The organism is Streptomyces sp. Y309 (assembly GCF_056712025.1).
Window position 1 is genome coordinate 3,682,563 of record NZ_CM160048.1, and the last position, 23,410, is coordinate 3,705,972.

General features: G+C 73.7%; 20 protein-coding genes and 1 riboswitch. Of the genes, 9 read left to right on the forward strand and 11 right to left on the reverse strand.

What is annotated here, in order from left to right:
* The first annotated feature begins 183 nt into the window (after positions 1 to 183).
* Entirely contained in the window at positions 184 to 936 is a 753-nt protein-coding gene (locus AC0KTA_RS14280; protein ID WP_481055510.1) for a response regulator transcription factor, read from the forward strand.
* 71 nt (positions 937 to 1,007) lie between these two features.
* The gene (locus AC0KTA_RS14285) at positions 1,008 to 2,546 is read left to right on the forward strand and encodes a sensor histidine kinase (protein ID WP_481055511.1); all 1,539 of its coding nucleotides are present in this window, start codon (positions 1,008 to 1,010) and stop codon (positions 2,544 to 2,546) included.
* Here the strand turns inward: AC0KTA_RS14285 and AC0KTA_RS14290 are convergent.
* Both AC0KTA_RS14290 and AC0KTA_RS14295 read right to left on the reverse strand, forming a co-directional pair.
* Positions 2,512 to 3,768 (reverse strand): metallophosphoesterase, encoded by a 1,257-nt coding sequence (locus AC0KTA_RS14290; RefSeq protein ID WP_481055512.1) that lies wholly within the window; start codon positions 3,766 to 3,768, stop codon positions 2,512 to 2,514. The two genes, AC0KTA_RS14285 and AC0KTA_RS14290, sit on opposite strands and share 35 nt — an antisense overlap.
* 2 nt (positions 3,769 to 3,770) lie before the next feature.
* Positions 3,771 to 4,013, reverse strand: a complete 243-nt coding sequence (locus AC0KTA_RS14295) for an SCO4848 family membrane protein (protein ID WP_229862193.1) — start codon at positions 4,011 to 4,013, stop codon at positions 3,771 to 3,773.
* Between the two features lie 124 nt (positions 4,014 to 4,137).
* Here AC0KTA_RS14295 and AC0KTA_RS14300 point away from each other — a divergent pair, with 124 nt between their 5' ends.
* The gene (locus AC0KTA_RS14300) at positions 4,138 to 5,403 is read left to right on the forward strand and encodes a D-alanyl-D-alanine carboxypeptidase family protein (RefSeq protein WP_481055513.1); all 1,266 of its coding nucleotides are present in this window, start codon (positions 4,138 to 4,140) and stop codon (positions 5,401 to 5,403) included.
* On the opposite strand, the gene AC0KTA_RS14305 is transcribed toward AC0KTA_RS14300, so the two are convergent.
* From AC0KTA_RS14305 to AC0KTA_RS14320, 4 genes are read right to left on the reverse strand one after another with little or no spacing between them, the layout of a single operon-like run.
* Positions 5,354 to 6,376, reverse strand: a complete 1,023-nt coding sequence (locus AC0KTA_RS14305; protein WP_481055514.1) for a YihY/virulence factor BrkB family protein — start codon at positions 6,374 to 6,376, stop codon at positions 5,354 to 5,356. The genes AC0KTA_RS14300 and AC0KTA_RS14305 overlap by 50 nt on opposite strands.
* Before the next feature lies 1 nt (position 6,377).
* Complete coding sequence (locus AC0KTA_RS14310) at positions 6,378 to 6,881, reverse strand: GtrA family protein (RefSeq protein WP_481055515.1); 504 nt, start codon at positions 6,879 to 6,881, stop codon at positions 6,378 to 6,380.
* 5 nt (positions 6,882 to 6,886) lie between these two features.
* Entirely contained in the window at positions 6,887 to 7,912 is a 1,026-nt protein-coding gene (locus tag AC0KTA_RS14315; RefSeq protein WP_481055516.1) for a decaprenyl-phosphate phosphoribosyltransferase, read from the reverse strand.
* The gene (locus AC0KTA_RS14320; protein ID WP_481055517.1) at positions 7,905 to 8,465 is read right to left on the reverse strand and encodes a phosphatase PAP2 family protein; all 561 of its coding nucleotides are present in this window, start codon (positions 8,463 to 8,465) and stop codon (positions 7,905 to 7,907) included. Before AC0KTA_RS14320 ends, AC0KTA_RS14315 begins: the two co-directional genes overlap by 8 nt.
* Before the next feature lie 144 nt (positions 8,466 to 8,609).
* On the opposite strand from AC0KTA_RS14320, the gene dprE1 reads away from it, so the two are divergent.
* Together dprE1 and dprE2 are read left to right on the forward strand one after the other, a co-directional pair.
* The gene (dprE1, locus tag AC0KTA_RS14325) at positions 8,610 to 9,995 is read left to right on the forward strand and encodes a decaprenylphosphoryl-beta-D-ribose oxidase (protein WP_481055518.1); all 1,386 of its coding nucleotides are present in this window, start codon (positions 8,610 to 8,612) and stop codon (positions 9,993 to 9,995) included.
* Between the two features lie 327 nt (positions 9,996 to 10,322).
* Complete coding sequence (gene dprE2 / locus AC0KTA_RS14330; RefSeq protein ID WP_481055519.1) at positions 10,323 to 11,078, forward strand: decaprenylphospho-beta-D-erythro-pentofuranosid-2-ulose 2-reductase; 756 nt, start codon at positions 10,323 to 10,325, stop codon at positions 11,076 to 11,078.
* Positions 11,079 to 11,085: 7 nt separating this feature from the next.
* Here dprE2 and AC0KTA_RS14335 read toward each other — a convergent pair whose 3' ends face one another.
* The 3 genes from AC0KTA_RS14335 to trpS all read right to left on the reverse strand — a co-directional run bounded on the left by AC0KTA_RS14335 (position 11,086) and on the right by trpS (position 14,103).
* The gene (locus AC0KTA_RS14335) at positions 11,086 to 12,312 is read right to left on the reverse strand and encodes a hypothetical protein (RefSeq protein ID WP_481055520.1); all 1,227 of its coding nucleotides are present in this window, start codon (positions 12,310 to 12,312) and stop codon (positions 11,086 to 11,088) included.
* Positions 12,313 to 12,368: 56 nt separating this feature from the next.
* Positions 12,369 to 12,950 (reverse strand): 2'-5' RNA ligase family protein, encoded by a 582-nt coding sequence (locus AC0KTA_RS14340; RefSeq protein WP_481055521.1) that lies wholly within the window; start codon positions 12,948 to 12,950, stop codon positions 12,369 to 12,371.
* A gap of 115 nt (positions 12,951 to 13,065) precedes the next feature.
* A complete protein-coding gene (gene trpS / locus AC0KTA_RS14345) occupies positions 13,066 to 14,103 on the reverse strand; it encodes a tryptophan--tRNA ligase (protein WP_481055522.1) in 1,038 nt (345 codons plus the stop codon).
* 221 nt (positions 14,104 to 14,324) lie between these two features.
* On the opposite strand from trpS, the gene AC0KTA_RS14350 reads away from it, so the two are divergent.
* From AC0KTA_RS14350 to AC0KTA_RS14360, 3 genes are all read left to right on the forward strand, one after another.
* Positions 14,325 to 14,891 (forward strand): RNA polymerase sigma factor, encoded by a 567-nt coding sequence (locus tag AC0KTA_RS14350; protein ID WP_481056422.1) that lies wholly within the window; start codon positions 14,325 to 14,327, stop codon positions 14,889 to 14,891.
* Between the two features lie 5 nt (positions 14,892 to 14,896).
* Positions 14,897 to 15,760, forward strand: a complete 864-nt coding sequence (locus AC0KTA_RS14355) for a hypothetical protein (protein WP_481055523.1) — start codon at positions 14,897 to 14,899, stop codon at positions 15,758 to 15,760.
* A 103-nt stretch (positions 15,761 to 15,863) separates the two neighbouring features.
* Positions 15,864 to 16,625, forward strand: a complete 762-nt coding sequence (locus AC0KTA_RS14360; protein ID WP_481055524.1) for a hypothetical protein — start codon at positions 15,864 to 15,866, stop codon at positions 16,623 to 16,625.
* Between the two features lie 213 nt (positions 16,626 to 16,838).
* Here the strand turns inward: AC0KTA_RS14360 and AC0KTA_RS14365 are convergent, their stop codons facing one another.
* On the reverse strand, positions 16,839 to 18,116 hold the full coding sequence (locus AC0KTA_RS14365) for a serine hydroxymethyltransferase (protein WP_481055525.1): 1,278 nt from the start codon (positions 18,114 to 18,116) through the stop codon (positions 16,839 to 16,841).
* A 42-nt stretch (positions 18,117 to 18,158) separates the two neighbouring features.
* Positions 18,159 to 18,249, reverse strand: a riboswitch (ZMP/ZTP riboswitch).
* 238 nt (positions 18,250 to 18,487) lie between these two features.
* Between AC0KTA_RS14365 and rocD the strand changes: the two genes are divergently transcribed.
* Positions 18,488 to 19,690 (forward strand): ornithine--oxo-acid transaminase, encoded by a 1,203-nt coding sequence (rocD, locus tag AC0KTA_RS14370; RefSeq protein ID WP_481055526.1) that lies wholly within the window; start codon positions 18,488 to 18,490, stop codon positions 19,688 to 19,690.
* 23 nt (positions 19,691 to 19,713) lie between these two features.
* On the opposite strand, the gene AC0KTA_RS14375 is transcribed toward rocD, so the two are convergent.
* Positions 19,714 to 23,304, reverse strand: coding sequence for an AfsR/SARP family transcriptional regulator (locus AC0KTA_RS14375; protein ID WP_481055527.1), 3,591 nt, complete (start codon positions 23,302 to 23,304; stop codon positions 19,714 to 19,716).
* Between the last annotated feature and the right edge of the window lie 106 nt (positions 23,305 to 23,410).

Sequence of the window (23,410 nt, forward strand, 5' to 3'; positions counted from 1 at the left end):
GAAATCCGATACCCCGAGGCCCGGACCCCCGGGGGAACGGGGTCCGGACCCGGGAGCTCTACGGGTTTCCGCGCCCAGCATCAGGGATCCGGCACGACGGCGGCGCGTCGCGGAAGTGATTCTCAAGGAACTCCAAAGCGGAGACCGGCCCTTCGGGCGACGAGCGTGCGGATACTGGGGGTCATGAGCCACGCCGAAGGTCACCGGGGAGCACCTGTCGCGGCGGCAGGACCGGCCGGGCACGGCGACGCGGCGCGGGGCCGCGCGACCGTCCTGGTCGTCGAGGACGAGCCGAGCATCGCCGACGTCCTCGCCATCGCCCTGCGCTTCCACCACTTCGACGTGATGACGGCGGGCACGGTCCGCGAGGCGCTCGCGGCGGCCGAGCGCACCCGGCCGGACTGCGCGCTGCTCGACGTGATGCTGCCGGACGGCGACGGGCGCGCGCTCGGCCGTGAACTGCGGGCGCGGCGGCCCGAGTTGGCACTGGTCTTCCTCACCGCCCGGGACGCCCCGGCGGAGGTCGTGGGCGCGCTCGGCTTCGGCGACGACTACATCACCAAGCCGTTCAACATCGACGAGGTCGTCGCCCGCATCGGCGCGGTGCTCCGCCGGGTGCGCCCGCACGACGTGCTGCCGCAGCGCCCGCCGCTCAGGTACGGCGACCTGGAGCTGGACGAGACGACGTACGTGGTGCGGCGCGAGGGCGGCTCGGTGCAGCTCACCCCGACCGAGTACGCGCTGCTGCGCTTCCTGGTCCGCAACGGCGGCCGGGTGGTGCCCAAGGAACAGCTGCTGCGCCATGTGTGGCACATCGAGCACACCGCGGAGTCGACCGTCGTCGAGACCTACATCAGCTATCTGCGGCGCAAGCTCGACCGGGTGGGGCCGCCGCTGATCACCACGCGGCGCGGCGTCGGGTACGGGCTGGCATGAGGCTCCGCGTCCCCGGCACACCGGCACTCGCAGGCGGCGGTCGGCGCGGGCGGCCCGGCCCCGGTCAGCGCATGCGCCCCGGCATGAACTCGCTGCGCGCCAAGCTCACGCTCGTGAACGTGGCGCTGCTCGCCCTCGGCATAGTGGCCGCGACCGCCGTGAGCCTGATGGGCATGCGGCACTACCTGCTCGACAACGTCGACACCGGGCTGACCGAGTCGCGCTCCACGATCCAGCACAGCGGCCTCACGCTCGACAACCTCCGGTACCTCACCGGGCTCGGCTCGCTGGAGGGCCTGTCGCCCGACTCCAAGCGGGCCGAAGGGGTGCCGCCCCCGGATTCGACGTTCGTCGTGATCGACCGCGACGGCAGCCCGGCCGACATCGGTCCGCTGCGTCTGACGGGGCTCCAGCGCGCGCTCGCGAAGGCCGCGGGCGACCCGGCGGAGCTCGCGCGCGACGCCTCGCCCCGGGACGTGACGGTGGGCGGCGACGCCTACCGCGCCATCGGGGTGAGGCTCGACGACGACTCGGTGATGCTCCTGGCGGTGTCGACGGAGAACGTCCAGTCGGGCGTCGCCAAGGCCCTCAAGCTCGACCTGGCCTTCGGCGCCGTGCTGCTCGGGCTGCTCGCGGTCCTCACGATGATCGCCGCGCACCAGCGGCTGCGGCCTCTGGAGGACATGGTGGAGACGGCGTCCGCGATCGCCGACGGCGACCTGAAGCGGCGCGTTCCGGCCCACCCCGGGGCGGTCCTCGAGACCGAGCAGCTCCGGCTCGCCCTCAACTCCATGCTCCAGCAGGTCGAGGCGGCCTTCGCCACCCGTGAGCGCAGCGAGGCGCAGCTCCGCCAGTTCGTCGCGGACGCCTCGCACGAACTGCGTACGCCGCTGTCGGCGGTCCGCGGCTATCTCCAGCTGTACGACAAGGGGATGCTCAGCGATCCGGAGGACCGCTCGCGGGCGTGGTGCCGGGTGCATGCCGAGACGGACCGCATGAACCACCTCGTGGAGGAGCTGGTCACCCTGGCCCGCCTGGACCAGCAGCCCGAACTGCGGTTCCGCTCGGTCGACCTGAGCCGGGTGGTGCGGGATGCCGCGGACGATCTGCGGGCGCAGGAGCCGGACCGGCCGCTGACGGTGCGCGCGGACGGCGCGATCCTCGTGCAGGCGGACGAGCAGGGGCTGCGCAAGGTGCTCGCGAACCTGCTGGCCAACGTCCGTACGCACACGCCCGCCGACGCGCCCGTCCGGCTCGGCCTCGACCGGTGCGAGGGCGTGGTGCACCTGACCGTGGCGGACCAGGGGCCGGGGATGGCGTCCGAGGACGCGGCGCGGGTGTTCGACCGGTTCTTCCGGGCGGGCCGGGGCGCGGGCAGCGGGCTCGGGATGGCGATCGTGCAGGGGGTGGTGGCGGCCCACTGCGGCGAGGTCGCCGTCCGCACGGCCCCCGGCAAGGGCCTGATGGTCCTGGTCACCCTGCCCCGGGTGCCCGCGCCGCCGCGCCCGGCCGCCCCGCCGCACCCCACGCGGCCGCCGCGCCGTACGCCGCCGCTGCCCGAGTCGGCGGCGCCGCTCACGCGTGCCGGGACGCCAGCTCCACCACGGTGATGTCGGACGGGGCGCCGACCCGGACCGGCGGGCCCCAGGCCCCGGCGCCGCGCGTCACGTACAACTGCGTGTCGCCGTAGCGCTCCAGGCCCGCGAGGGTCGGGTTGGCGAGGTCGGCGACGAAGTTGTTGGGCCAGAGCTGGCCGCCGTGGGTGTGGCCGGAGAGCTGGAGGTCGACGCCGTGCTCGACGGCGTCGTGGACGACCACGGGCTGGTGGGCCAGCAGCACGGACGCGCGGGTCCGGTCGCGGTCGCCGAGCGCCTTGCCGAAGTCCGGGCCCTCGCCTTCGCCCTCGCCCTGGACGTCGTTGACCCCGGCGAGGTCGAAGTACGGCAGCTCGGTGCGGGCGTTCTCCAGGGGCCGCAGGCCCAGGCCGCGCACGTGCTCGACCCATTGCTCGGCGCCGGAGAAGTACTCATGGTTTCCGGTAACGAAAAAGCTTCCGAAGCGCGCCCGCAGGTCCGCGAGCGGGCGGGTCGCGGGGGCGAGGTCCGCCACGCTTCCGTCCACCAGGTCGCCCACGACGGCGATCAGGTCCGGCTGCGTGGAGTTGATCGTGTCCACCACGCGGCGGGCGAAGGCCTCTCCGAGGACGGGGCCCAGGTGGATGTCGCTCACCACCGCGATGCGGAAGCGGTGCGCTGCTCGCGGGAGTTTGGCGAGGGGGACCGTGATGTGCTTCACGCGTGGGCCGCGTAGGACGCCGTAGGCTCCGTAGCCGACTGTCGCCGCGGCCACCGTGGCTGCGCCCGCGGCCACTGTGCGGGACACGAACAGGCGCCGTGTGACTTCGGCGTTCTTCTGGGGCTGCGCCCCTTTCCCCGCCTCATCGGCCCTTCGGGCCTCGTCCTCAATCGCCGGACGGGCTTGATCTGGGGTCCCGTCGTCAGTCGCCTGACGGGCCTGATATCTCCGCCGCACCGCCAGGTGTACGAGTTCCCCTACCAGCAGTGCCAGCAGCAAATACAGGGCGAATGCCATCCACAGGAAGCCCGGCCAGGCCAGGATCTGCTGGAGGAGGAACGGTGCCCCACCCCGTTCGGCGGCCAGGGCGGCGAACATCAGCAGGGGGCCCGTGAAGAAGACGACGGAGCCTCCCAGCCGCCAGCGTGAGCCGCGCTCCGTCGTGTCGCGCACCATGCGTCGCCACACGTACCAGAGCAGGCCGCCGAACGCGGTGAGCACGGCGGCGGCGGTGAGGATCGCCAGGGCGATGGTCACGGCTATGACGTTCGGCGCAGTGCGCGCACGCCACGGAACCCGATGGTGCCAACCACCGTCCCCAAGACAAAGGAGACAACGGCGAGCGTCAGGTGCACCCAGAAGTACCCGGTCGGATCGCCCGCGTCGTCGAAGGCGAGCCCGCTGCCGTCCTTCCACAGGTTCTTGACGAAAGTGATCCAGATGAACCAGCTCCACACGCCGAAGGCGAGCAGGAACCAGGAGACGGGGCGGCTGAGCTTCATGGGCTCAGTATCGCCAGCCGGCCTGACACGCGGCCTTCGGGGTGGGGAGTCGGGCGAAGGGGACGGGTCGCCGGAGCCGACCTCGGCCGCGGGGCGCCGGAACCGGCCCCGTACGCTCGCGTCCGTGCCCGCCTCCAAGAAGACCGCCGTGCTGCTCGCCACGGCGACGCTGCTTTCCCTGTCCACCGCCGCTCCCGCGCTCGCCGACGACAAGCCCGGCGGTGCCCCCGGAAACAAGGACAAGCCGAAGCCGCCCGCGTCCATGTCGACGGTCGGCGGCGCGCGGCTCGGCGAACCGGGCACGCAGGTGGACCTGAAGGCGGGCGCTCCGGTGCTGCCGAAGGATCTGTCGGCCCGCTCCTGGATGGTGTCGGACGCCGAGTCGGGCGAGGTGCTCGCCGCGCACAACGCGCACTGGCGGCTCGCCCCGGCCTCCACCCTGAAGATGCTGTTCGCGGACACGGTGCTGCCGAAGTTCCCCAAGACCGCCAAGCACCGGGTCGAGCTGAAGGACCTGGAGGGCGTCGGCGCGGGCAGCAGCATGGTCGGCGTCAAGGAGAACGAGACGTACTCGGTCCACGACCTGTGGCTCGGCGTCTTCCTGCGCTCCGGCAACGACGCGGTGCACGTCCTGTCGTCGATGAACGGCGGCGTCGCCCAGACCGTGAAGGACATGCAGGCGCACGCCGAGGAGCTCCAGGCCCTCGACACGCACGTCGTGACGCCCGACGGCTACGACGAGAAGGGCCAGGTGTCGTCCGCGTACGACCTGACCCTGTTCGCCCGCTCCGGCCTGCAGAAGAAGGACTTCCGCGAGTACTGCTCGACGGCCACCGCGAAGTTCCCCGGCGAGACGAAGAAGGTCAAGAAGGGCAAGGACAAGGGCAAGACGAAGCGCGGGGCCTTCGAGATCCAGAACACCAACCGGCTGCTCACGGGCGACCTGGGCCTGGACCCGTACAAGGGCATCGCGGGCGTCAAGAACGGCTCGACGACCAACGCGGGCACGACGTTCACAGGTGTCGCCGAGCGCAACGGCAAGGTGCTGCTCGTCACGGTCATGAACCCCGACTCCGGCGAGGACCACGCGGTCTACAAGGAGACGGCCCGCCTGCTCGACTGGGGCTTCGCGGCCAGCGGCAAGGTCGAGCCGGTCGGCGAGCTGGTCGCCCCGAAGGGCGCGCACACGGGCACCGGCAAGGGCGCGCCGGGCAAGGGCCAGGCGGGCGGCACCGAGGGCGCGGCGAAGGCGTCCGACGAGGGGTCGGGCGGCGGCATGGGTGTCGCGCTCGGCGTCACCGGCGGGGTGCTCGCGCTGATCGCGGGCGGCCTGTTCCTGCTCAACCGCCGCTGGCCGCTGCCCGACCTGGTGCGTCGCCGCCGCCCTTGACGGCCTTCGCGGGCTCCTCCGCGGTGGAGGGGCCCGCTTCGTCCTTCGCTCCGGAAGGGGCCGCTTCGTCCTTCTGCGCGGAGGGTCCCGCTTCGTCGTCGGTACGTTCCGTGTCCGCCGTGTCCCCGCCCCTGCGCGTCGCCGTCCACGCCGCGCAGAACAGCAGCAGCTTCGCGGTGAAGTTGATCCACAGCAGCAGGGCCACGGGCACGCCGAAGGCGCCGTACATGCTCTTCGCGGCGACGCCCTTCATATAGCTGCCGAGCAGCACCTTCAGGAGCTCGAACCCGGCCGCGCCGATCAGCGCGGCGACGATGAGCGCGCGCCGGGGCGGCTGCACGCCGGGCAGCAGCGTCAGGACGTACAGCAGGAGCAGGAAGTCCGCGAGGACGGCGATGGCGAACGCGGCGATCTGGAGCAGCACGCCGCCCGCGCCGTCCCGGTCCACGCCGAGCCGGTCGGCGGTCCATCCGACCGCCGTCGAGGCCACGGCGGAGGCGATCAGCGAGGCGAGCCCGGCGCCACCGAGCCCGGCGAGCACCCCGGCGTCCTTGAGCTTGCGCAGGACCGGGTTCTCCTCGATGTCCTCCAGCTCCCACACCGCGCGCAGGCACTCCCGCATCGAGCCGACCCAGCCCACGCCGGTGAACAGCAGCAGGGCGCCCGCGACGAGGCCGACGGTGCCCGCGTTGGCGATCAGCGCGTCCAGGTCCAACTGGTCGGAGATCCCCGGCACCTGCTCGGAGATCTTGTCCTTGGCGCGCCGCACCTGGCTGTCGCTGAGCGTCGCGGCGGCGACCGCGGCGGCCACGGTGATCAGCGGGAACAGCGCGATGAAGCTGATGAAGGTCATCGCGGCCGCGAGCCGGGTCCAGTGGACGCGGTCGAGCCGTTCGTAGGAGTGCCACGCGTGCGTCCGCGTCAGCCGCTCGACGAGCGGCCCGATGCCGGGAAGCTTCTTCAGCCAGTCCATGTCACCCCGTCGATGTCATCTGTCTCGGCCGCCCCGCCTGTCCGGCCTGCCCGCGCGCGGCACGCCGGTAACGGAATACCAGAGTCCGAGTACCCCAGAATCGCAGGACAGTGGCCATCGCCATGCCGATTCCCGCTCCCGAGACGGTGTCCGCGTGCCGCGAGGTGAAGCCGAGGCCGTAGTGGGAGACGGCCAGGCACAGGAGCTGGACGAGGGCGCCCGCGACGTTGACGGCGAAGAAGATCCCGTACTGCCGCAGCCGCGACACGCCCGCGGAGGAGCCACCGCGGTAGGTGCCGAGGGCGTTGCCGGTGTACGCCACCGTGCAGCCGGCCACGAAGGAGAGGGCCTTGGCGGTCAGCGGGTCCAGGCCGACGGGCCCGCGCAGCCACACGAAGAGCCCGAGGTCGGCGGCGTACGCGCAGAGCCCGACGACGGCGAAGCCGGTCAGCTCGGGCCCGGCGGCCCGCACCCGCCGCGCCAGCGCACGCGGCCCTGAGCCCATCCCCCTCACCAGTCCGCGACCGCGAACCCGTACATGGCGAGCCACACCACGCCGATCAGCGCGAGCGCCCGGTCGCGCAGCACGACGTCCTCCGGCTCGCCCGCCGTGCCGCGGTCGGCGAAGACGGCGTACCGCAGGATCGCGAGGATGAAGGCGACCATCGAGAGCTGCCGCCACGGCAGCAGGCTGGTGCCCGCGATGCCGCCGCTCTCCATGGCCCACAGGCAGTACGCGAGGACGGCGACCCCGGCCGCGAGCTGCCACACGAAGCGCAGATAGCCGGTCGTGTACGAGGTGAGCAACGCCCGGGTGGCACCGAGCCGTTCGGGCCGCCCGTCGGCCGCCGCGTCCGCTGCGGCCTGTGCCATCTGCACGGCCTCCGAGTACCGCTTGGCCGACACCATGAACAGCGCCCCGAACCCGGTGGTGATCAGGAACCAGCGCGAGAGCGGAATGCCGAGAGCGACCCCGCCGATCATCGCCCGCATCAGGAATCCGGTGGTGACGACGGCGAGGTCGACGACGAGTACGTGCTTGAGGCTCACGCAGTACGCGAGCTGCATCACGACGTACGCGGCCAGGAGCGCCGCCGTGAGCGGGGTGCACAGGACCGCGGCGGCCGCGGGCGCGACGGCGGCGAGCAGCCCGCCCGCGGCGTACGCGACGGGCACGGGGACCTGTCCGGCGGCGACGGGGCGGCGGCACTTGGTGGGGTGGGCGCGGTCGGCCTCGGCGTCGCGGGCGTCGTTGATGAGGTAGACGGCGGCCGCGGCGGCGGTGAACAGGGCGAATACCAGGGCGACTTGGGCCAGGGCGTGGTGCGAGAAGAGCTCGCCGGCGGCCGCGGGGGCGGCGATGACCAGGACGTTCTTGACCCATTGGCGGGGGCGGGCGGTCTTCAGGAGGCCCAGCGGGACGCCGCCGGGGCCGGGCTTCGGGGAGCGGGGGCCGCCGGGGCCCTGCCGCTCCGGGACGGCGGTGCGTTCGGCGGCCGTGGCGGTGCGTTCGGCCGTGGCGGCTCGTTCAGGCATCGGTGCGGGCTCCCATCCAGGTCCGGCCCGCCCGCGCGGCGAACGCGCCGAGGGCCGCGCCCGCCGCGACGTCCGACGGGTAGTGGACGCCGACGACCATCCGGGACACGCACATCGCGGCGGCCAGCGGCGGCACAAGGCGGGCGCAGGCGGGGCGCAGCGCGCCGTACGCGAGCGCGGCGGCGACCGCGGACGAGGCGTGCGAGCTGGGGAACGAGTGACGTCCCGCGGTGCGCACCAGCGGCTCGACGTGGCCCGGCCGGGGGCGCCGCACGATCCGCTTCACGCCCATGCTGGCCAGGTGCGCGCCCGCGGTGAGCGCGGTGCCGCGCAGCCAGTCGGCGCGCCGCTCGCGGTCGAGCGCCGCCCCGGCGAGGCCAGCGGCGAGCCAGAGCGCGCCGTGCTCGCCGCTCCACGACAGGGCGCGGGCGGCCGCGGCCACGCGCGGGTTGGCGCCGCAGTCGCGCAGCGCGGACAGGAGTTGGTGGTCGGCGTCGCGGAGAGCACCTCTCCTCCGGAGGGAGCTCCCGCTCCCTGAACTCTTCGCATTCATCACATAACGACTCTTCTCCGTAAAGCCTCAATAACTACGTCAATCTTTCGTGACACTCCCTCAATCACCCATTTCGGTGAGAAGGCGGAGAGGAGCGATCAAACAGCTCATTTGCCCTCTGATGCGGGCGATACGGTCGCTTTCATGTCAGCCACCCCCGCGCCCCAGTCCGTGTCCGCGCCCGATTCCGCGCCGGTGTCCGTCTCCGGCTGGGGCCGCACCGCCCCCAGCACCGCCCGCGTGGTGCGGCCGCGTTCGCGGGAGGAGGCGGTCGCCGCGGTGGGCGCCTGCGCGGAGCGCGGTGGCATCGCGCGCGGGCTCGGGCGCGCGTACGGGGACGCCGCGCAGAACGCGGGCGGCACCGTCCTCGACATGACGGGCCTGGACCGCGTGCACGCCATCGACGCGGCGGGCGGCACCGTCGTGTGCGACGCGGGCGTCTCGCTGCACCACCTGATGGAAGTCCTGCTGCCGCTCGGCTGGTTCGTGCCGGTGACGCCCGGCACCCGCTACGTCACCGTGGGCGGCGCGATCGGCGCCGACATCCACGGCAAGAACCACCACGTCGCGGGCTCCTTCGCCCGCCACGTCCTGGCCCTCGACCTGCTCACCGCCGACGGCACCGTGCACACCGTCGAGCCGGGCAGCCCGCTCTTCGACGCGACCACGGGCGGGATGGGCCTGACCGGCGTGATCCTGTCCGCCACCCTCCGGCTGCACCCCGTCGAGACGTCCCTGATGGCCGTCGACACCGAACGCGCCACCGACCTCGACGACCTGATGGCCCGCCTCACCGCGAGCGACCACCGCTACCGCTACTCCGTCGCCTGGATCGACCTCCTCGCCCGCGGGGCGGCGACCGGCCGCGCCGTCCTGACCCGCGGCGACCACGCGCCCCTCGCCGCCCTGCCCGACCGCGCCCGCACCGCCCCCCTGGCCTTCCGGCCGCGCCGACTGCCGCCCGCGCCCCGCTTCGTACCCGAAGGGCTGCTGGGGCGCCGCTCGGTCGGCCTCTTCAACGAGCTCTGGTACCGCAAGGCGCCCCGCTCCCGCACCGGCGAGCTGCAGAAGCTCTCCGCCTTCTTCCACCCCCTCGACGGTGTGCCGCACTGGAACCGCGTGTACGGGCGGGGCGGGTTCGTGCAGTACCAATTCGTCGTCGGGTACGGCGAGGAGGAGGCGCTGCGCCGCATTGTGCGCCGCATCTCCGCGCAGCGGTGCCCGTCCTTTCTCGCCGTCCTCAAGCGCTTCGGCGAAGCGGGGGCCGGCTGGCTGTCCTTCCCCGTGCCCGGGTGGACGCTCGCCCTCGACATCCCCGCCGGCCTGCCCGGGCTCGGGCCCTTCCTCGACGAGCTCGACGAAGAGGTCGCCTGCGCGGGCGGGCGCGTCTACCTCGCCAAGGACTCCCGGCTCCGTCCCGGCGCGCTCGCCTCCATGTACCCCCGTCTCCCCGACTTCCGCGCCCTCCGCCAGGAACTGGACCCGCACTCCCTGTTCCGCTCGGACCTCTCCCGCCGCCTGGACCTGTGACGCTGCCCGTTCCTGGGGCTCCGCCCCCAGACCCCCATTTCCCACCCACCCGCCCTAACTGCTCCTAACGGGACGTAGTCGGCACACCCCGGCAACTACCAGCCCTCCCGGCGACGTTCCAGCCCGCTCCAGCAATGTTCCAGCCCGTCCGGCGTTTGAGGACGAGGCCGCAGGCCGATCGGCGGGGGCCTGTCCCACCCGCCCGGGACACCCACCCCGGGGGCCCGGGGGCGGAGCCCCCGGTTTCGGGAAGGGGCGGGACTGGGGAAAGCCCCGCAGGGCCGCCACCCGCACCGAACCACCGCCCCCCACCCCCAAAGGACCCCCATGAAAGACGCCTTCGGTACCCCCCAGTCCCTGCTGGTCCTCGGCGGCACGTCCGAGATCGCGCTGGCCACGGCCCGACGCCTGGTCGCCCGCCGCACCCGCAAGGTCTGGCTGGCAGGCCGCCCGTCCCCCGCCCTGGAAAAAGCGGCGGAACACCTCCGCGACATGGGCGCGGACGCCAGAACGGTCCCCTTCGACGCCCTGGACGCGGAGTCCCACACCGACACCCTCGGCGCCCTCTTCGCCGACCACGACATCGACATGGTCCTGCTGGCCTTCGGCATCCTCGGCGACCAGGCCCGCGACGAGGACGACCCGCTCGCGGCGGTCCGCGTGGCGCAGACGAACTACACGGGAGCGGTCTCGGCGGGCCTGATCTGCGCCCGCGCGCTGCAGGCCCAGGGCCACGGCTCCCTGGTCGTCCTCTCCTCCGTCGCCGGCGAACGCGCCCGCCGCTCCAACTTCATCTACGGCTCCAGCAAGGCGGGCCTCGACGCCTTCGCGCAGGGCCTGGGCGACGCCCTGCACGGCACCGGCGTGCACGTCATGGTCGTACGCCCCGGCTTCGTACGCTCGAAGATGACGGCGGGCCTGGAGGAGGCGCCGATGGCGACGACTCCGGAGGCGGTGGCGGAGGCCATCGAGACGGGCCTGCGCCGCCGCTCGGAGACGGTGTGGGTGCCGGGCGCCCTGCGCGTGGTGATGTCGGCGCTGCGCCACGTGCCGCGCCCGGTGTTCCGCCGCCTGCCCGTCTGACCAGGGCTCAGGGCTCGTACACCGCCACCGCGGGCATCGTCAGCGGATTCCCGCTCTGCATCACGTACACCTTCCCGGCCGCCACGAACCGCTTCGCCCCGGGCACCCGCGCCACCTGCTCGAACCAGAGCTGCTGCTTGCCGCCCGCGGTGACCTCGCCGGTGGCGGGCAGGCGCTGCCAGGAGAGCTTGGCGCAGGTGCCGTCGGCGGCGCGGAACCGGTGGCGTTCGAAGAGGATGCCGCCCGCGCCGTCGTGCGCGACGGGGGCGCGGGACAGGCAGGGGTCGGTGCCGGCGCCGGGCTGCTTGCTCCAGCGTGTGCCGTCCCAGCGGAGCAGGATGTGCTCGATGGACGGCTCGGGCCCGCCCTCGCCGTGGTTGAACGTGTGCGAGCCGTACGCCCACACCTCGTCCCGGTCCACGGCGAGCAGCCCGGCGAGCGAGGCGCCGGGCTCCGGCGGGACGGGGTCGGGGAAGCGGTAGACGGGCGTCGGCGTGAGCTTCCAGACGCGGGCGCGGGCGTCCCAGCGCATGGCGGCGGGCTGTACCGTCTCGCCCTCCTCGCCACCGCCGCTCACTCCGGGTCCGCTGTCGCGGTGTCCGACGGCCCACACGTCGTCCCCGGACGTCCCGTCGAGCGCGGCGGCGGTGGCGGGCAGCGGGGTGACGGTCCAGCGGGTGCCGTCCCAGTGCGCGGCCTGTTCACCGCCGAGCGCCCAGACGTCGTCGGGCGCGAAGGACTTGAGGCCGGCGACGGTGCCCTGGAAGGGCGGCTGTGGGACGGCGTGCCAGCGGCTGCCGTCCCAGCGGGCGAGGCGGGAGCCCTGCGTGGACGCCATGCCGTAGAGCCACACGTCGTCGGGCCCCGACGCCTCGATCCGGGTCTGTGTGACGTCTCCGCCGAGCTCGGCGGGCAGCGGGCTCCGCCGCCACGTGCGGCCGTCGTAGCGCAGCAGGTAGTGGTCGGACCGGTCCGCGCTGTCGCCCTGGTCGTTGCCCGTGGCCCAGATGTCGTCGGCGGCGACGGCCGCGACGCCTTCCAGCGTGCCCTTGGCCCGCTTGTCGATGTGCACGATCTTCCAGGAGCCGCCCTTGACGGGCGCGGCGGCCGACGCCGTGCCGCCGGGCGTACGGGAGGCGGGCGCTTCGCGCGCGCTGTCGCCGTCCCCGCCGCCGCAACCGGCCAGGAGCAGCGTCCCGGCGACCGCGACCGCCACGCCTGTGCGCACCCTCACTGAAGCCACCGTCCGCCCCCCGGGTCGGCTCGTCCGGCCGGGCGCTCTGGGCCCGGTCAGCGGGCGGGCAGCGTACCCCGCGCGGCCGGGGCGGACGCCTGCGGGGGCACCGTCGAGCCGCCGAAGACGAATTCGCGCAGCTTGCGCCACACGCCGTCGGCCCCCTGCTCGTACAGCGCGAAGCCGGTGCAGGGCCACTCGGCCTCGTACTCGGAAAGGTCTTCGTACGCGCGGTCCATGGCCTCGTCCTCGATGGCGTGCGCGATCGTGACGTGCGGGTGGTACGGGAACTGCAGTTCGCGTACGAGAGGTCCGGAGGTGTCGCGGACCCGCTCCTGGAGCCAGGAGCAGGCCGAGCCGCCCTCGACGACCTGCACGAAGACGACGGGCGACAGCGGACGGAACGTGCCGGTCCCCGAGAGCCGCATCGGGAACGGCCGGCCGGCGGCCGCGACCGACGTCAGGTGCTGCTCGATCGCGGGCAGCGCGCCGGAGTCCACCTCGGTCGGCGGCAGCAGCGTGACGTGCGTGGGGATGCCGTGTGCGGCCGGATCCCCGAAGCCGGCGCGCAGCTCCTGGAGCAGGCTGCCGTGTGGCTCCGGGACCGCGATCGACACACCGATCGTTACGGTCCCCACGTCGTACTCCTGTCGTCGTGTTGGTGGGCAGGGGGCTCCGCCGTGCCGGACGGCGGGGTGGTGCCCGGTCGGGTGGGCCCGGGGTGGTGCTCGGCCGGGTGGCCCGGGGTGGAGCTCAGTGCTTGGCGGGCAGGAAGCCCACCCTGTCGTACGCCTGGGCGAGGGTCTCCGCCGCGACGGCGCGCGCCTTCTCCGCTCCCTTGGCCAGGATCGAGTCGAGCGTCTCCGGGTCGTCCAGATATTCCTGGGTGCGGTCCCGGAAGGGGGTCACGAACTCGACCATGACCTCGGCGAGGTCGGTCTTCAGCGCACCGTAGCCCTTGCCGGCGTACTTCTGCTCCAGTTCCGCGATACCCGCGCCCGTGAGCGTCGAGTAGATGGTGAGCAGATTGCTGACGCCGGGCTTGTTCACGGTGTCGTACTTGATCACCGTGTCGGTGTCGGTGACGGCGCTCTTGACCTTCTTGGCGGTGGCCTTGGGCTCGTCGAGGAGGTTGATGAGTCCCTTCGGCGTGGACGCCGACTTGCTCATCTTGATCGCCGGGTCCTGGAGGTCGTAGATCTTCGCGACTTCCTTGAGGATGTGCGGCGCCGGGACGGTGAAGGTCTCGCCGAAGCGGCCGTTGAAGCGCTCGGCCAGGTCGCGGGTGAGCTCGATGTGCTGGCGCTGGTCCTCGCCGACCGGCACCTCGTTGGCCTGGTAGAGCAGGATGTCGGCGACCTGGAGCACGGGGTACGTGAACAGGCCCACCGAGGCGCGGTCGGCGCCCTGCTTGGCCGACTTGTCCTTGAACTGCGTCATGCGGGAGGCCTCGCCGAAGCCCGTCAGGCAGTTCATGACCCAGGCGAGCTGGGCGTGCTCGGGGACGTGGCTCTGGACGAACAGCGTGCAGCGCTCGGGGTCGAGGCCCGCGGCGAGGAGCTGGGCGGCGGCGAGGCGGGTGTTCGCGCGCAGCTCGGCCGGGTCCTGCGGGATCGTGATCGCGTGCAGGTCCACGACCATGTAGAAGGCGTCGTGGGACTCCTGGAGGGCCACCCACTGGCGGACGGCGCCCAGGTAGTTGCCGAGGTGGAACGAGCCTGCGGTGGGCTGGATCCCGGAGAGCACGCGAGGACGGTCACCGGGGAGCGAGCGGGGACGATCAGAGGCCATGCCCAGCATTCTCTCAGGTGCCGCCCGTTGGTCGGGAACTGGTGCGTGACGGGTGGGAACCGATTCGGTCCGGGCGGTGTACCAGGAGTGTGAGTGCACGGGGGAAGGCTCTGGAGGGCGCGGCTCCGGGGCGGGCGTTGGAGGAGGCTCCGGGGCGCGCGGCGGCGCGGGCGGCGGGGCGGGCGCTGGAGGGGGTCGGTATCGGCGTCGACGAGGCGGCGGTGATCGCGCGCGTACGCGCCGGCGAGGCGGAGGCGTACGCCGAGCTGGTGCGCGCCTTCACCGGCGTGGCGCTGCGCGCGGCGACGGCGCTGGGCGCGGGGCCGGACGCGGAGGACGTGGTGCAGCAGTCCTTCTTCAAGGCGTATCGCGCGCTGGGCCGGTTCCGGGACGGCTCGTCGTTCAAGCCGTGGCTGCTGTCGATCGTCGCCAATGAGACGAGGAACACAGTGCGTTCGGCGGCGCGGCACCGCTCGGCTGCGGGCCGCGAGGCCGCGCTCACGGAGCCGGAGCCGCTGATACCGCCCTCGGCGGACCCGGCCGTGGCCGCCGTGGAGCGCGAGCGCCGCGCCGCGCTCCTCACCGCCCTGGACCGCCTCGGCGAGGACCACCGCCGGGTCGTGACGTACCGCTATCTCCTGGAACTGGACGAGGCGGAAACGGCTGAGGCCCTCGGCTGGCCGAGGGGCACGGTCAAGTCCCGGCTGAACCGCGCCCTGCGCAAGCTGGAGCGACTGCTTCTGGAACAACGGCTCCCGGAGGGACCGGCGGGAGGTGAGGGGAGGTGAGAGACGTGGCGGACGGAGACGGTCCGGGCGGCCGGGACGGGCGGGAGGAACTGCTGGCCGAGGAGTTGCGGGCGCTGGGGCGGGCCCTGGACCGGCCCGAGCGCGGCGAGACGATGGTCGAGCGGGTGCTCGCGCAGATAGTGGCCGAGGGTGCCGGGGCCCCGGTGGCGGAGCCGTCCGGCGCGGGGATGCGGATACGGCGGGCGCTGTGGCGCGTGCGGCTCGGTCTGCGGGCCCGGTGGCGTGCCCTCGTCGCGTCCCTGTGCGGCCTGCTGACCGTGCTCGCGCTGACGCCTCCGGTGCGGGCGGCCGTCTTCGAGTGGTTCGACTTCGGCGGCGTCGAGGTGCGGTACGACCCGTCGCCGCCCCCGTCCGGAGCGCGCACGCCCGGGTGCGGCGAGCACCAGGTGTCGCTCGCGCGGGCCGCGCGGGAGGCCGGGTTCCGGCCCGTCGTCCCGACCGCGCTCGGCGCGCCGGACGCGGTGGCGGTGACGCGCGAGCCGTCGGGCCGCTTCCTGGTCACGCTGTGCTGGCGCGAGGGCGGCGGGACAGTCCGGCTCGACGAGTTCCCGGCCCCGCTCGACCCTGGCTACACCAAGCTGCTGCCCGGCCCGCCCGAGTGGCTCGACCTCGGCGGGGACACGGGCCTGTGGTTCGCCCGCCCCCACCGCCTCGAACTGTGGATGCGGGACACCGCCGACGGCGACAGCTGGAAACGCACGGTGCGCCCCGCGGGCCCGACGCTGCTGTGGACGGAGCAGCAGGAGCTGACGTTGCGGCTGGAAGGGGTGCGGTCGAAGGCGCGGGCGACGGAGATCGCGAAGTCGGTGCCGAAGGCGTCGGCCGGAACGGAAGAGTCCGCGGCCTAGCTCGGATTGGGCGATCGCGGAGGGGAACCTGCGGGGCTCGACCGGTGTACCAGAAGTGAACCGGTACGGAGGCGCCGTGCCGGAGAGCCGCAGGGGGTCGGACATGCGAACAGCAAGGGGACTGACCGCGCCGGGACCGACGGCGTCGGCACTGGCCGCGCTGGTGGCGGCGCTGACGGTGGCGCTGGCCATGGTGCTTCTGTGCGCGCCTCGGGCGGTGGCGGGCGGGTCGACGAGCGTGCTGCTCACGTCGCCGGAGAGCGCGGAGACGGCGTCGCTGTACAACAGCCGGGAGGAGTATGCCGAGTTGACGGCCCTGCTCGGCCCGACGGCGGCAAAGAGCCGCAGCGAGCGGCCGCCCGGCCTGAGCGTGGGCGCCACCCGCCAGATCAACGTGACCTGGCTGGCGCACGACGTGCGGCCCTGGCGCGTGGACCGCGTGTATCCCGAGCCGTCGGCGGCGAAGGGCGCGATATGGATCCACACGACGATGGACCCGGAGACGATGAACGGCTACTGGCACCGGACCCGGAACCCCTCGGCACTGCGGGCCCTCCTGAAGGACCTGGGCCTCCTCGGCAAGCTGTCCGAGCAGAGCCATGCGGGGATACGCCCCTCCGAGTGGGCCCCACCGTCCGAGGCACCCGACACGTCCGACACGTCCGACGAGGAGAGCCGGTCCCCCGCCCGGGCGGCGGCTCCCGGTGGCGGCAGCGGGGGCGGGGGTGCCTGGGACGGCGACTCGGGCTGGGGGTGGGCGATACCGAGCGCGGCGGTGGGCGCGGCGGCAGGCGCGGGTGCCCTGCACTGGTTCCGCCGCCACACCCGGGAGGAGCAGCCCGGCCAGGAGCTGGTCGACGCGTGACGGGCCACGTGGGCGGGCCGGGCCTGAGCCGCAGCGTGGGCGGGCCTGACCGGACGCGTGGGCGAGCCTGACCGGACGCGTGGGCGAGCCTGACCCGCCGGGTGGGCGAGCCTGACCCGCCGGGTGGGCGAGCCTGACCCGCCGGGTGGGCGAGTCCGCGCCGCCGCGCGGCCGGGCGGCGGTGGGCCGCCGCGCCGCCCGGCCGCCCCGCCCTCAGGCCGTGGGCAGCCCCGGTGCCGGGAACGCGGCCATCAGTTCGGCCACCTCGCCGCGGATCTTCAGGAGGGCGTCTTCGTCGCCTGCACCGGCGGCACGGACCCCGCGGTCGATCCAGTCGGCGACGGTGTCCATGTGCGCGGTGCCGAGGCCGCGGGAGGTGAGGGAGGGGGTGCCGATGCGGACGCCGGAGGGGTCGAACGGCTTCCTGGGGTCGTAGGGGACGGTGTTGTAGTTGACGACGATCCCGGCCCGGTCGAGGGCCTTCGCGGCGACCTTGCCGGGGACCTCCTTGGGGGTGAGGTCCATCAGGATCAGGTGGTTGTCGGTGCCGCCGGAGACGAGGTCGAAGCCGCGGGCGAGGAGGGCGTCGGCGAGGGCCTTGGCGTTGGCGACGACGGCGTGGGCGTAGTCACGGAAGGAGGGCTGGGCGGCCTCGTGGAGGGCGACGGCGATGGCGGCGGTGGTCTGGTTGTGGGGCCCGCCCTGGAGACCGGGGAAGACGGCCTTGTCGATGGCCTTGGCGTGCTCCTCGCGGGCGAGCAGCATCGCGCCGCGGGGGCCGCGCAGGGTCTTGTGGGTGGTCGTGGAGATCACGTCGGCGTGCGGCACGGGTGACGGGTGGGCGCCGCCGGCGATGAGCCCCGCGATGTGGGCGATGTCGGCGACGAGGACGGCGCCCGACTCCCGGGCGATCTCGGCGAAGGCGGCGAAGTCGATGGTGCGGGGCAGGGCGGTGCCACCGCAGAAGATCAGCTTCGGCCGCTCCTTGAGGGCGAGTTCGCGTACGGCGTCGAAGTCGACGAGGCCGGTGTCCTGACGTACTCCGTACTGCACGCCGCGGAACCACTTGCCGGTGGCCGAGACGCCCCAGCCGTGGGTGAGGTGGCCGCCCATCGGCAGGGCCATGCCCATGACCGTGTCGCCGGGCTCGGCGAAGGCGAGGTAGACGGCGAGGTTGGCCGGGGAGCCGGAGTAGGGCTGGACGTTGGCGTGGTCGGTGCCGAAGAGGGCCTTGGCGCGGGCGGCGGCGAGGCGCTCGACCTGGTCGATGTTCTGCTGGCCCTCGTAGTAGCGGCGGCCGGGATAGCCCTCGCTGTACTTGTTCTGCAGGACGGTGCCGGAGGCCTCGAGGACGGCGGCGGAGACGTAGTTCTCGCTGGGGATCAGGCGGAGCGTGTCGGCCTGAAGGCGTTCCTCGGCGTCGACGAGGGCGGCGAGTTCGGGGTCGGCGGCGGCGAGAGCCGGGTGCTGGGGGGCAGGGGGCTGCGTCATGGCGTCCTCCGGGGCGAGCGGTGAGAGTGTCCGGTCGTGGTCCCGGGGTGCCCAGGCGGGCGGCACCTCGAAGGCATTGCCTCGCACGGCTTCCTCAGGGTCGATTCCCTGTACGCCAGTCGCCGTGCTGTGAAAAACCAGCCTATCGGGCGCTCCACCGTGTCGGGGTCCTTCGCCCGGGCCCTTCGTCCAGGATGCGAGCGACGATAGAAAGCAACGACAGAAAACAACGACAGGAATGGGCCACGTGCCCGCTCCATCCCTTCCTGTCCCGTCCCGTCCTGTCCTGCCCCGGAAGAACGCGCATCGCGCCGTGAACAGCCGGAAAGAGTGCGCACAACGACGTGCGCCCGCGAGAAACGGAGCCCCCCGTGACTGCTACGGAAGACCTCATCGCCTCGGCCGAAGCGCACAGCGCGCACAACTACCACCCGCTCCCCCTCGTGGTCGCCTCGGCGGAGGGCGCCTGGATGACGGACGTGGAGGGCCGCCGCTACCTCGACATGCTCGCCGGGTACTCGGCGCTGAACTTCGGCCACGGCAACCGCCGCCTGATCGAGGCGGCCAAGAAGCAGCTGGAGCGCGTGACGCTGACGTCGCGGGCGTTCCACCACGACCGGTTCGCGGAGTTCTGCACGCGCCTCGCCGAGCTGTGCGGCAAGGACATGGTGCTGCCCATGAACACGGGCGCGGAGGCCGTGGAGACGGCCGTGAAGACGGCGCGGAAGTGGGGGTACCGCGTCAAGGGCGTGCCGGACGGCCGGGCGCGGATCGTGGTGGCAAGCGACAACTTCCACGGCCGCACGACGACGATCATCAGCTTCTCCACGGACCCCGAGGCACGGGCCGACTACGGCCCGTACACGCCGGGATTCGACATCGTGCCGTACGGCGACCTGGACGCGCTGCGCGAGGCCGTCACGGACGACACGGTGGCGGTGCTGATCGAGCCGATCCAGGGCGAGGCGGGAGTCCTGGTGCCGCCGCCCGGCTATCTCCGCGGCGTCAGGCAGCTGACCAGCGACTACAACATGCTGTTCATCGCGGACGAGATCCAGTCGGGGCTCGGCCGGACGGGCCGGACGTTCGCGTGCGAGCACGAGGGCGTGGTGCCGGACGTGTATCTGCTCGGCAAGGCGCTCGGCGGCGGGGTGGTGCCGGTGTCGGCGGTGGTGGCGGACGCGGACGTGCTCGGCGTGTTCCGGCCGGGCGAGCACGGGTCGACGTTCGGCGGCAATCCGCTGGCGTGCGCGGTGGCCCTGGAGGTCGTCGCGATGCTGAACACCGGCGAGTTCCAGCAGCGGGCCACGGAGCTCGGCGAGCACCTGCACGCGGAGCTGGGCCTCCTCGTGGGCTCCGGCAAGGTCACCGAGGTGCGCGGGCGCGGCCTGTGGGCGGGCGTCGACATCGACCCGGCGCACGGCACGGGCCGCGAGATCTCCGAGAAGCTGATGGACCGCGGGGTGCTTGTGAAGGACACCCACGGCTCGACGATCCGGATCGCGCCGCCGCTGGTGATCAGCAAGGAGGACCTGGACTGGGGCCTCGACCAGCTCCGGACGGTCCTCGGCTGACGCCGGATTCGGTCGGCTCTCGGCTAGCCCGCGGCCCCCTTCTCGTACTCGTACGAGGCCTCGTACGCGACTTTGTACGCGGCCTCGAACGCGGCGGCGCCGAGGGCCGTGCGGGAGCGGGTGGTGGCGCGGTCGACGTCGGCGCCTTCGGCCGGGGGCAAGGGGGCGCCCTCGGCCGCGCGGAGGGCGGCGGCCTCGCCGAGGAGGGCGGCGGCGCCCGGGTGGTCGCCGGCCAGGGAGCGGGCGCCCGCCAGGCCTTCGAGGGCCAGGGCCACGGCCCGGTTGTCGCCGGTGCCGCGGGCCACGGCCAGGCCCTCGCGGTGCAGGGTCTCGGCGCGCGGGGCGTCGCCGCGCTGCTCGGCGACGTACCCGAGCTGGGCGAGGAGCAGCGCGGTGCCGGAGTCGATGCCGAAGCGGCGGTTGAAGTCGAGCCAGGGCAGCAGGTGCCGTTCGGCGCTGTCGAGATCGCCGCGGCGGCGGGCGCCGAGGGCCAGGCCGATCTCGGCGAACTGCTGCGCGGGCCGGTGCGACTGCTGGGCCGCGAGCCGGGCGGCCCGTTCGTGGTACTCGGTGGCGCGGGCGTCGTCGCCGGTGAGGAGGGCGAGGCGGCCGAGGCGGGAGAGGCGGAAGGAGACGTCGGTCCACAGTTCCAGCTCTTCGGCACCGGCCATGCCCTCGCGTTGCAGCCGGGCCGCCTCGTCGTAGTCGGCGGCGATCTCGGCGAGGATGCCGAGCTGTTCGGAGGACTGCAACTGCCCCCAGCGGTCGCCGAGTTCGGCGAACAGGGTGGCGGCGCGGGTGGCGTCGGCGCGCAGGGCGGGGAGGTCGCCGCCGTAGAGGGCGCGGGTGGCGCGGACGCTGAGCGTGGCGGCCTCGCCCCAGCGGTCGCCCGCGGCGCGGAACTCGTCGAGGAGCGCGTCGACGCGGGCCGCCTCGGCTTCGGTGCGGTCGAAGCCGCAGCGCGCGAAGGCGAGCAGCCAGCGGGCGCGGCGGTCGGCGTGCCCGCCCTCGGTCGCGCAGTCCGCGCCGTGCGCGCAGCGGCCCTCGCCGGTGAGGAGGCCGAGGGCGGCGCGGGAGGCGGCGGCGGTGGCGCGGGGCGTGGCGGCGGTGGCGCGGGCGGGGTCGCCCTGCGCTCGTGAGGTTCCGGTCGTCGCTCGCGAGGTCCCGCCCGCCTCCGGGGCGAGGGCGAGCCGGAGCCAGCGCAGCGCCTCGCTCAGGCGGCCGCGCAGGAACCAGTACCAGGTCAGGGAGTTGACCAGGCGCAGCGTCAGGGTGGCGTCGGCCCGGGTGGTGGCCCAGTCGAGGGCGGCGCGCAGGTTGACCGTCTCGGCGTCGAGGCGGCGCAGCCAGCGGCGCTGGTCGGGGCCATGCAGGGCGGGGGCGGCGCGTTCGGCGAGGTCCGCGTAGTGAAGGGCGTGGCGGTGGCGCAGGGTCTTCGACTCGCCGGCCTCGTCGAGGCGTTCGAGGCTGTAGGCGGCGACGGATTCCAGCATGCGGTGGCGGACGGTGCCGTCGTCGGGGGTGGGGGGTGCGGGGGTGAGGAGGGAGCGGTCGATGAGGCGGGTTACGAGGTCGAGGACAGGGGGGTTGTGCGGCGCCGTGTGCGGGGTCTCGTCCGGCCCCTTGTGCAGCGCTTCCTGCGGCGCCTCGTGGTGCAGCGCTCCGTCCGGCGCCTCGCCCGGCGCTTCGTGCAGCGGCTCGTGCAGCGCTCCGTGCGGCGCCTCGTCCGGCGCCGCGTGCAGGGCTTCGTCCGGCGCTCCGCCCTGAGCTTCGTACGGCGCCTCGCCAGGCGCTTCGTGCGGCGCTCCGTGCAGCGCTCCGTGCGGCGCCTCGTGCAGCACCGCTTCCGCGCTCTCCAGCGTGAATCCGCCCGAGAACACCGCCAGTTGGCGCAGCGCCCGTTGTTCCGGGGCGGTGAGGAGTTCCCAGCTCCAGTCGATCATCGCGCGCAGGGTGCGCTGGCGGGCCGGGGCGTCGCGGCGTACCTGGTTCAGGAGGCGGAAGCGGTCGTGCAGGCGGTCGGCCAGGGCGTGCACGCCGAGGGTGCGGACGCGGGTGGCGGCGAGTTCCACGGCGAGCGGGATGCCGTCCAGGCGGCGGCAGATCAGGGCCGCGGCCTCGCGGTTGTCGTCGTTCAGGGTGAACCCGGGGGCGGTGGCCGTGGCGCGTTCCGCGAAGAGGCGCAGGGCTTCCTCCTCCGCCAAGGGGGCGACGGTTTCCAGGGTTTCGCCGGCCAGGGCGAGGGGTTCCTGGCTGGTGGTGAGGATGTGCAGGTGGGGGGCGGTGCGGAGGAGGTGGGCCACCAGGTCGGCCACGGGGTCGAGTAGGTGTTCGCAGTTGTCCAGGAGCAGGACGGCGTGGCGCTGGGCGAGGGCTTGGGCCAGGGGTTCTTTCCCCAAGCCCGCCCCTTCCCGAGACCGGGGGCGCTGCCCCCGGGCCCCCGGGTTGGTGTCCCCTTCGGGTGGGACGGCTTCCCTTGATCGGCCTTCGGCCTCGTCCTCAAACTCCCCCAAGCTCTTAAGGAGCAGGGAGGGACCCCCTCGACGGGCTGATATGTCCTCGCGGATGCCCAGGGCCGCCGCCACCGTCTCCGCCACCCCCTCCCCCGTCCCCGCCAGTTCCACCAGCCAGGCGCCGTCCGGGAATTCGTCCGCGTACTCGTTGACGAGGGTGCGGCTCGCCTCCAGGGCCAGGCGGGTCTTGCCCACGCCGCCGGGGCCGGTCAGGGTCACCAGGCGGGCCGAGCGGACCAGGTCGCGTACGCGGGTGATCTCGGCGTCGCGGCCGATGAGGTCGGTGACGCGGGCGGGCAGGTTGGTGCGGGGGCGGGCCGGGGCGGGCACCAGGGCCGGGGACGGGGGCGCGAGCGCCGGGTCCTGGCGCAGGATCGCGGCGTGCAGGGCGGTGACTTCGGGGCCCGGGTCGATGCCCAGGTCGTCGGCGAGGCGACGGCGCAGGTCCTCGTACGCGTCCAGGGCCTCCGAGGGGCGCCCCGCCCGGTAGAGGGCGCGCAGGTGCGCCGCGCGGAGGCGTTCGCGCAGCGGCTCGCGGGCCACGAGATCGGCCAACTCGTCGGCGAGCAGGGCGTGTTCGCCGAGGTCCAGGCGCAGCTCGGCCAGTGTCTCCGCGGCGGTGAGCCGCTGTTCCTCCAGGCGTGCGGCCGCCGCCCGCGTGAACTCGGCGTCGCGGAAGTCGGCGTAGGCGGGTCCGCGCCACAGGGCGAGGGCGTCCCTCAGGAGGGCGACCCGCGTACGGGGGTCGGCGGCGCCGTCGTACGCGGCTGCCGTCAGCGCCGTGAAGCGGCCCGCGTCGACGGCGTCGTCGGCGATCCGCAGTGCGTAGCCCGCCGGACCGTACGTCACCAGCTCCCGGCCGCCCGGCTCGGCGGCGAGGGCGCGGCGCAGCTGGGAGACCTTGGTCTGGAGGGAGTTGGCCGGGTTGGACGGGATGCTGCCCTCTCCCCAGAGGTCCTCGACCAGGGCGTCCACCGACGCGGGGTGGCCGGCGCGGACGAGCAGGGCCGCGAGCAGCGTCCGTACCTTCGCCTCCGGCACGGGGACGGCCGTGCCGTCGTCCGTGCGCACCGCCAGGGGGCCCAGCACCTCGAATTGCATGCGGCAACCGTAGTCGTGGGGCCTCGCGGGGCGCCCCTGGCCCGCCCCTTTCCCGAAACCGGGGGCTCCGCCCCCGGGCCCCCGGGCCGCTTCTCATGGGGCTGCG